The sequence below is a fragment of the Candidatus Eisenbacteria bacterium genome (assembly GCA_013140805.1).
Taxonomy (GTDB): Bacteria; Eisenbacteria; RBG-16-71-46; order RBG-16-71-46; family RBG-16-71-46; genus JABFRW01.
The window spans coordinates 20,048-29,164 of the sequence record JABFRW010000194.1 but is presented as its reverse complement, the minus strand read 5'-3'; the positions used below and the strand labels follow the sequence as shown (position 1 = coordinate 29,164).

General features: G+C 67.4%; 7 protein-coding genes. 1 reads left to right on the top strand and 6 read right to left on the bottom strand.

What is annotated here, in order from left to right; genetic code table 11:
• Nucleotides 1-1,170, bottom strand: a 1,170-nt coding sequence (locus HOP12_14835) for an ATP-binding cassette domain-containing protein (GenBank protein ID NOT35418.1), incomplete at its 3' end; no start/stop codon positions are given.
• A gap of 322 nt (nt 1,171-1,492) precedes the next feature.
• Here HOP12_14835 and HOP12_14830 point away from each other — a divergent pair.
• Entirely contained in the window at nt 1,493-4,069 is a 2,577-nt protein-coding gene (locus HOP12_14830; GenBank protein ID NOT35417.1) for a glycoside hydrolase, read from the top strand.
• Nucleotides 4,070-4,121: 52 nt separating this feature from the next.
• Here HOP12_14830 and HOP12_14825 read toward each other — a convergent pair whose 3' ends face one another.
• The 5 genes from HOP12_14825 to HOP12_14805 are packed head-to-tail and all read right to left on the bottom strand — an operon-like array spanning nt 4,122 to nt 9,101.
• Nucleotides 4,122-5,300, bottom strand: coding sequence for a PP2C family protein-serine/threonine phosphatase (locus HOP12_14825; protein ID NOT35416.1), 1,179 nt, complete (start codon nt 5,298-5,300; stop codon nt 4,122-4,124).
• Nucleotides 5,297-6,550: a Glu/Leu/Phe/Val dehydrogenase gene (locus HOP12_14820; GenBank protein NOT35415.1), complete on the bottom strand. Its 1,254-nt coding sequence runs from the start codon at nt 6,548-6,550 to the stop codon at nt 5,297-5,299. The genes HOP12_14825 and HOP12_14820 overlap by 4 nt, the downstream gene beginning before the upstream one ends.
• On the bottom strand, nt 6,540-7,466 hold the full coding sequence (locus tag HOP12_14815; protein ID NOT35414.1) for an MBL fold metallo-hydrolase: 927 nt from the start codon (nt 7,464-7,466) through the stop codon (nt 6,540-6,542). The genes HOP12_14820 and HOP12_14815 overlap by 11 nt, the downstream gene beginning before the upstream one ends.
• Nucleotides 7,463-8,494, bottom strand: a complete 1,032-nt coding sequence (locus HOP12_14810) for a BMP family ABC transporter substrate-binding protein (protein ID NOT35413.1) — start codon at nt 8,492-8,494, stop codon at nt 7,463-7,465. Before HOP12_14810 ends, HOP12_14815 begins: the two co-directional genes overlap by 4 nt.
• On the bottom strand, nt 8,418-9,101 hold the full coding sequence (locus HOP12_14805; protein NOT35412.1) for a thymidine kinase: 684 nt from the start codon (nt 9,099-9,101) through the stop codon (nt 8,418-8,420). The genes HOP12_14810 and HOP12_14805 overlap by 77 nt, the downstream gene beginning before the upstream one ends.
• Between the last annotated feature and the right edge of the window lie 16 nt (nt 9,102-9,117).

The window sequence follows — 9,117 nt, the reverse complement described above, 5'->3', positions numbered from 1 at the left end:
GTATTCGGCCAGCAGTCGATCGGCCCGCGCTTCGACCAGTTCCGGGTCGAGCCGCGGTCCGCTGCCGAGCTCCGGATCGTGCTGGCAGCCGAGCACGAGGTTCTCGGCCAGCGTCATGGAGGGGACGATGCCGCGACGCAGTCGGTCCGACGGAATGTGCGCGAGCCCGGCTGCGGTGTGAGCGCGCGGATCCGCGGCCGCGATCCGGCGGCCACCGATCCACACCTCACCATGGCTCGGAACGCGCAACCCGGCGAGGCACTCGACCAGTTCGTGCTGGCCGTTGCCGTCGACTCCGACGAGCCCGACGATCTCGCCCCCGTGCACGATGAACGACGCGCCGCGCACCGCCGCCAATCCGCGATCGTCCATGACGTCGAGCAGCCGGGCTTCGAGCAACGGGACCTCGGAGCGCGCGGTCGGGCGCTCGTAGGAGGCGTTGACGGGTTGTCCCACCATCAGCTCCGCCATGCGCTCGATCGTGAAATCGGCGACCTCGCCGCCACCCACCACGCGTCCGGCGCGCATCACCGTGACGCGATCCGCGAGCGCTTTCACCTCTGCGAGTTTGTGCGTGATCAGCACGATCGTGGTGCCCTCGCGCTGAAGATTGCGAAGGGCGGCGAACAGATCGTCGACCTCCTGAGGCGTCAGCACCGCGGTCGGCTCGTCGAGAATCAGGACCCGCGCGCCGTGGTGGAGCGCCTTGAGGATCTCGATACGCTGCTGCGCCCCGACGCTCAGGTCACGCACTCGCGCGTCGGGATCCGCCGGCAGACCGTAGCGCTCCGAGAGCTCGCGCACCCGCCGTCTCGCCGCTTCGACATCGAATCGATCGAGCGAGCGCCGTGGTTCGAGCGCGAGCGTCACGTTCTCGTACACACGCTGCGTGTCCACGAGCATGAAGTGCTGGTGGACCATGCCGAGGCCGTGCCGCATCGCATCGAGCGGGCTGCGAAACCGCTGCGGCTGTCCGTCGATCGTGATCGAGCCCGAGTCGGGCAGCATGAGGCCGTAGAGCACGCGCATGAGCGTGGTCTTGCCCGCGCCGTTCTCGCCGACCAGCGCGTGGATCTCACCGGGCGCGAGCTCGAGCGTCACTTCGTCGTTGGCGAGCACCGACCCGCAGCGGCGGGTGATGCGCTCGAGGCGTACGGCAGGTGCAAGCATGAACGGGCAGCGTAGCGGCGCGATCCTCGAAACGTCCAGAACCGGGCAAATCGGAGCGGGGAGTGGCTCGAAGCCTCGCGCCGGGTGGGGTTTCCGGGTTACGCTGCCCGCGGCGCTTTGTACTCCCCGCGCTCTCTCCCGCACCGGCCGGGAATCCGCTCCGCGGTTCGGGATTCAAGCATCCACGTGTTTCCACCGATAACGGTGGGGGCGCTCGCAGGGGGGTTCCATGCCGACATTGCCATTCTCTCGTCCCCGCCCGGGGACGTCCGCCGCGCGATTCACGTCACGCTCCGCCGACCCGAGATCGTTCCTGGGCCGTGTGCTGCTCGGCGCCGTCGCACTCGCGATCGCTTCGAGCCTCGCCGTTCCGGCGATCGCTCAGAAGCGGATCTACATCGCGAACGACGATCACACCGACTACTTCTGGAGCGGTGACGCTGCCCAGTACCGCTCGGCATTTCTCTCGACGCTCGACTACTACATGAATCAGATCGAGAGCACCGCCGGCAACATCTCCGACCACCAGGCGCGCTACAACATGGATTGCAGCCTGTGGTTGTGGGAATACGAGCGCAACAAGTCCGCGACCGCCTATCAGCGTCTCATCGGACATCTGCGCACCGGCAAGCTTTCGATGCCTCTCAACCCCGCGGTGCTGTGCTACGGAGCGGCACCCGCCGAGGCGGTGCTGCGCGGCATGTACTACGCCGGCCGTATCGAGCGCCGTGAGAGCCTGCGCTTTCCGCTCGTGGTCGCGATGGAGAACCAGACCCTGCCGGGCGGTGTCGCGTCGCTGTGGGCGGGAGCGGGTGCTCAGTACTCGTGGCGCGGCGTGTGCGGTTGCGCGAGCCAGACCTCGTGGGGCAACCGGCCGCGCGAGATCTACCACTTCAACGGCCCCGACGGCACGGGCGTGTGCATGAAGTGGAACACCATGCGTGGTGACAACGAAGGGGTGGGCGGCTATGCCGAGGCGCGCGATCCGTCCGCGGCGGTCGACTATCTGACCTCCAATTCCGCGTTCCTGGCATCGTGGCCGTGGCAGGCTTCGGCCGCATTCGGCTACGGCTGGGACGACATGCAGAGCACCACGAGTTCGTTCGTGAGCACGGCGCAGAGCAAGGCGAACGCGAGCCGGCGCGTGATCGTCTCGAACGAAGTCGACTTCTTCGAGGATTTCCTCGCCAACTACTCGAGCCAGATCCCGACCTTCAGCGGTTCGTTCGGCAACGAATGGGATCTGTACAGCGCGTCGATGGGCGAGGTCACCGCCGATTTCCGGCGGCACATCGAGAAACTCCGCACCGCGGAATCCATGGCGAGCGTGGTGTCGCTGTTCGACGCCGCATTCATGACGCCTCGCACCACGGCCCGCGATCTCGCATTCATGGCGGCGGGACTCTATTACGAGCACGATTGGACTGCGGACGGACCGGTTTCACGGTCGACGCGCGCGCAGTTCCAACGCGATCAGCTCACGAATCTCATGAACTTCGTGAACCCGCTGCTCGCCGATGCCACCACTGCGATCGGGACGCGCATCGCGCAGCCCGGCGGCACCGAGCGTCACTTCGTCTTCAATCCGCTGTCGTGGACGCGCAGCGAGGCGGCCGACCTGCCCAGCACGCTGGCGCAACCGCTGCACGTGATCGACGTGGCGACCGGCTTCCAGACGCCCAGTCAGGTGATCGGAAGCGGATCGACGCAGAAGGTGCGCATCCTGGCGAGCGACGTCCCGGCGGTCGGCTACAAGGTGTTCGAAGTGCGGTCGGGTGCCGGCCAGAGCTTTCCGGCCGCGGCGACGGTCAGCGGCGGCACGATCGACAATGGCCTCTATGCGGTGACGCTCGGAGCCTCGGGCGCGATCACCAGCGTGGTGGATCACAAGGACGCGAATCGCCAGCTGGTCGAGAGCGGCGGCTCGATGCACAACCTGGGCAGTGGAAGCGGCTCGATCACGGTCGAGCAGACGGGCCCGGTCTCGGTCACGCTGCGCGTGGTCGCGGGCGGTTCGCCGGCGCATGAGACGCGCGTCACGCTGTTCGCCGGTCTCGATCGAGTCGACGTCGAGGGCACCATCACCGCGAACTTCTCGAGCAATGTCTCCTACGACTATCGCTTCAACCTCGCGGGCGCCACGCTGCGTCACGAGGAGATCGGAATGGTCGCAAAGGTTGCGCGCGCCGCACAGGGCGGCGACTACGCGGACCAGAACACGCGCACCGACTGGCTCTCGTTCGGGCACTTCGCGGACTTCTCGACCGCCTCGCGCGGCGTCACGCTCTCGAACTGGGACAGTCCGTTCTTCCAGGCCGGGAACAGTACCGTGACCTCGCTCGACGGCTCGACGCCTCGCCTGCGCGCATGCGTCGGCATGCAGGTGGACGGCACCGGGCTCGGCATTCAGAACCAGGGGGGCGACTCGCGCTTCACGAATCGCTTCTCGATCCGCACCCACGGAGCCTACGACCCGGCGGCGGCGATGAAGTTTTCGCTCGAGCACCAGAATCCGTTCGTGGCCGCGCGCGTCAACGGTACGAGCGGCAGCCCGCTGCCGGCGACTTCGTGGCGCCTGCTCGATCTTCCGTCGAACGACGTCCTGCTGTGGGCGCTCAAGCCCGCCGAGGAAGGCATCTCGCAGGGCCTGATCGCGCGGGTGTGGAACCTCGCCGAGGGCTCGCGCTCGTTCACACTCGCGCTGCCGTCGAATACGCTCACCAGCGCGCGGCGCACCACGCACCTCGAAACCGACCTCGGCGCGGTGACGCTGGCGAATGGTGCGGTGAGTGGCTCGCTGGCTCGCCAGCAGATGGCGACCTATCGACTGTTCCCGGGCGGCCTCGTGATCGGCGACGTCACGCCGCCGGCCGGAATCACGGACCTGCGCGGGCCGTAGCGAGTGATCGGCGCGGCGCGGGTGGCACACCAGGGGCCCCCGCGCCCAGCCGTCACTTCGGTCGCCGCACCATCACGATGGTGACGTCGTCCTCGAACGACTCGCCTTCCGCGTAGGCGCGCAGGCGCACCAGCAGATCGTTGATCGCGTGATCGCACGGCCCCTCGCGCCACTCGGTCAGCCATTCGCGCAATCCCGCATCGCCGAACGGGGTCCCGGACTCGGTACCGAGCTCCGGCACGCCGTCGCTGAACAGGACCAGTGCGCTGCCGCGATCGAGGTGTGCGAACCCGAGCTTGTAGAGCGCCTTCGGATCGGGGCCCAGGATCATGCCCCCGACCGAGAGCTCGTGGATCCCGCGGTCGTCGATCAGGAGCGGCGCGGGGTGACCCGCGTTCACGTACGAGAAGTTGCCGTTGCGTTCCAGTTCGCCGAACACCATCGAGACGAACCTGGTGGTGAGTCCGCTCTGGTGGATGACGCGGTTCAGCTTCTCGATCATGCGCGTGACCTTCAAGTCGCGCTGAACTCCCATGCGCAGCCCTGTGATCACGTCGCGGGCCTGCAGTGCGGCCGGCAGCCCGTGTCCCGAAGCGTCGGCGATCGCGATCGCCAGGGACTCTTCGTCGAGCGGAAGGAAGTCGTAGACATCGCCGCCCACCGACTGCGCGGGCAGGCACACGGCGCAGATGTCGTAGTCCGCAAACGTCGGGCGGCCGGCCGGCAACAGGCTCATCTGCACCGCGCGCGCCTGTTCGAACAAGCCCTCGAGTTCGCTGCGGTGGCGATGCTGCAGGATCGCGTAGCGGATCGAGCTGAGCACCGAGGCGAATTCGCCGCGCGACGGCACGCCGCGCAATTCGCCGGCCGGCGGGGCGATGAGCGCGAGCAGCGGGTCGGAGCCGTCGTCCGAGATCGGCAGAAGTCCGACGCGTCCGAGCCGCATCTCACCAGCCCACGGCAGGTCCGAGATCGGATCTTCCGACTCCACGCGAAGCCGTGCGTCGAGTTCCTCGCCGAGGTTTGGGAATCGATCGCCCCACTCGGCGGCGCGCGCGAAGCACGCGCCGTCGAGGCAGTAGAGCTGCAATCCGGTCACGCCGATCGGGCCGCCCAGATGCTGCAGCAGGTGAGGAGCCAATCCCTCGGCGAAGCGCTGAGCCGTGGCAGACTGTCCCACCTCGCGCAGCGCGGCCTCGATTCGGCGATAGAACGCTTTCGATTCGATCACGGAAAGATGCCGCGCAGCCGAGTCGCCTCGACCACACGACCGACGGCCACGACGTACGCGCCGCCGCGGAGGCTGCAGCGATGTTTCTTCGCCGCTTCGCGCACGTCGCCGTAGGCGCGCACCATCGCGCGCTCGAGTCGCTTGTCGACTTCGTCGTCGTCCCAGAAGAACGCGGTGCCGTCCTGAACCCATTCGAAGTACGAAACGGTGACGCCGCCGGCGTTCGCGAGAATGTCCGGGATCACGGTGCGGCCGCGCTTGAACAGCACGTCGTCGGCGGCCGGCGTGGTCGGGCCGTTCGCGGCTTCGGCCACGATCTTGGCCTGGATGCGGCTCGCATTCGCGGCGGTGATCTGATTCTCGAGCGCCGACGGTGCCAGGATGTCGACCGGCAGCTCGAGCAGCTGCTTGTTCGTGATCGACTTGCCGCGTTTGAAAGTCTTGAGGCCATGACCCGAGGCTTTGTGCTTGTGCAGTGCCGCCGGGTCGAGCCCCTTCGGATTGTAGACGCCGCCGCTCGAATCGCTCGCGGCCACCACCTTCGCGCCTTCTTCGTGAAGCAACGTGGCCAGCACACCGCCCGCGTTGCCGAAGCCCTGGATCGCGACGGTGGCGCCGACGAGCTTCATCTTGCGATCCCGGCACGCCTCGCGCAGCACGAACTGGACGCCGCGAGCGGTGGCTCGATCGCGCCCCCGCGAGCCGCCCAGTGCCAGCGGCTTGCCGGTCACCACGCCCAGCACCGTAGCGCCTCGCGTCATGCTGACCGTGTCCATGATCCACGCCATGGTCTGACTGTCGGTGTAGACATCGGGAGCGGGGATGTCCTGATCGGGCCCGATGATCGGCAGGATCTCGCTCGCGTAGCGGCGTGTGAGCCGCTCGAGTTCGTTCTTCGAGAGCTTGCGCGGGTCCACTTCGACGCCGCCCTTGCCGCCGCCATACGGCAGATCCAGGCACGCGCACTTCCACGTCATCCACGAGGCGAGCGCCTTGACCTCGTCGATCGTGACGTCCGGGTGGTAGCGGATGCCGCCCTTGGCAGGGCCACGCGCGATGTTGTGCTGAACCCGGTGTCCACGGAAAACCTTCACGGTCCCGTCGTCCATCTTGACCGGCACCGACACCGTCAGCGCGCGCTTCGGTACCCGCAGTATCTGACGGGTGCCGTCGTCCAGATCCAGCCGATCGGCAGCCTGCTCAAAGTAGTGCTGAGCGATCCTGAACGGGTTCAAGTTCTCACGTGCCATGGCGCCTCCCTCGAGAACGACGATTGGTCGGAACTGAACGGTCGAGCGGCTGGAACACTACACCCGCGAGCCGGCCTGCCACGCGTGCGTGACGTTGTCCGAGTGCCCGGTGCGGATGAACTCGTGTGGCCCGTGCTTGCCGGTATTCGAGCGTGGCGAGCTGCTCGAGCGTCTGCTCGACGGTGAGGCGCGCGGCGCGCGCGGCGCCGACTTCGCGCTCGAGCACGGCCAGGTAGGCGAGGTCGTGCTCGAAGCGGGCGGCGACCGCCTCACGCCCACGCGCGATCGAGCCGTGCCCCGGCACCAGCGTCTCGATCGCGCCGCCACGCACCAGTGGCAGGAGCGCTTCGAGCGTGTGCCGGTAGTGCGCCGGTGGTCCGTCGAGCAGCGGGATCTCCTCGTCCGAGAGCAGGTCGCCGGCGATCAGGAGCTGGTGATCGGGCAGGTGCAGGGTCAGCGCGCTCGCGCTGTGGCCGGGAGCGTCGCGGAACACCAGCTTCCATTCACCGAGCTTCATGAAACGCAGACCGCTCACCGCCTCCTCCGGTTCGAACGCGTCGAAGCCGCGCGTCCACGACTCGCCGTGCTGTTCCACGATCCGTCGCGCCTCGTCGAGGATCGCGGCGCGGTCGCGCTTCAACTCGCGGGCGAGCCGATCGTGACCGATCGCCGAAGCACCCGGAAACCACGGGCGTCCGAGTACGTGATCCCAATGCGCGTGAGTGAAGAACAGCGTCACGCGAGCGGGCTTCGCCTCGACCACGACGCGCGCCACGTCGTCGAGTTCCGAAGGCATGACTCCCGGATCCACCACGACTGAGTGCTCTCGATCGAGCAACACCACCGAGTTCATCGCGAACGCCCGGCTCTGCCGAATCCGGATGCCAGCCGCCAGCTCGGTCCAGCCGGTGCTCATTCGCTCGGCGGCACGATGTGGCCGGCGACGATCTCGCGCTCGAGCGAGTCGACGCGCGCCTTGACGGCGTCGGGGATCAGCGCTCGATTGCGATCGTCGTAGACCCAGCCGACCCCCTTCTCGGCGAGGCCGAAGGTGCGGACGCCGCCCGTCCACTGACCCTTCGTCACTTCTCGAACGGTCTCGAACACGGCCACGTCGACGCGCTTGACCATGCTGGTGAGGATGTGGCCCGGAGATTCATCGTACTGGTCCGCGTCCACGCCGATCGCCAGACGTCCGGTCTTCTCGGCGGCCTGAAACACTCCGCGTCCGGTGGCGCCCGATGCGTGGAAGATCACATCCGCGCCCTGCGCGTACTCGGCGAGCGCCAGTTCGCTGCCCTTGGCGGGATCGCGAAATGCTTCGCCGGTGGTGCCGGCGTACTTCACGATCACCGGCATGTCGGGGGCCACCGCCTTCACGCCCGCGCGGTAGCCGGCTTCGAACTTCTTGATCAGTGGAATCTGCATGCCGCCCACGAAGCCGACCTTGTGCGATTTCGACACCAGCGCCGCGAGTGCTCCGATCAGGAACGACCCTTCTTCTTCCTTGAACTTGAGCGCCACCAGATTCGGCGGCAACACGTCGCCGGGATTCACGGTGTAGTCGATGCAAGCGAATTTCTTGTTCGGATATTCCTCGGCGAGCTTGCGGATGTCGTCGGTGAACAGGAATCCCACTCCGAAGATCAGGTCCAAGTCGGCGGCCGCCATCTGGCGCAGCCCGGCTTCGCGATCGGAGCCTTCGGCGGTCTCGACGAACTGATACTCGGTCTCGAGCTCCCGCTTCGCGCGCTCGAGTCCGGCATACGCGGCATCGTTGAAGGACTTGTCGCCGCGGCCGCCGATGTCGAACACCAGACCGACCTTGAGCTTCGGTGGTGCAGCGCTGGTGTCGGGTTGCCGGGTGCTAGGCGCGCAACCGGCGAGAGCGAGTGCCGCGAGCAGCCCGAGCAGCACGACGGGGACGCGGAGTCGGAGCGGCATGGGTGCCTCCAGGAGGTGGCGCAAGCTCGGGAGCCTGCACCTTGCGGCCCAGCTCCCAACAGCGCCGGCAGCGGGCCTCGTAGGTTTCGGATCCGCCGACCACGACGCGACCCGCACGCCGCACCTTGCGATAGGTGCGATTCGCGGGTTCACCGCACACGACGCAGATCGCGAGGGTCTTGGTGATGTACTCGGACACTGCCAGCAACTCGGGCATCGGTTCGAACGGTCGTCCCTGGTAGTCCTGATCGAGCCCGGCGACGATGACACGCTTACCGCGCTTGGCGAGCTTCTGACACACCGCGACCAGTTCGCGGCCCAGGAACTGTCCCTCGTCGATGCCGATCACCTGCGCCTGGTCGGCATGCCGCAGGATGTCCGCGGCGGTGCGAACGGTGCGCGACGGAATCCGCACTTCGCTGTGCGAAACGATCGCGTCGTCGGCATAGCGCCGGTCGATCGCCGGCTTGAAGATCTCGACCCGCTGGCGCGCGATCTGGGCGCGCCTCAGCCGGCGGATCAACTCCTCCGTTTTGCCGCTGTACATGCTGCCGACGATCACTTCGATCCAGCCGGCATTCGGGAGCGGGGGCGCGGGCTGAGACATGGGTCGGGCACGCTAG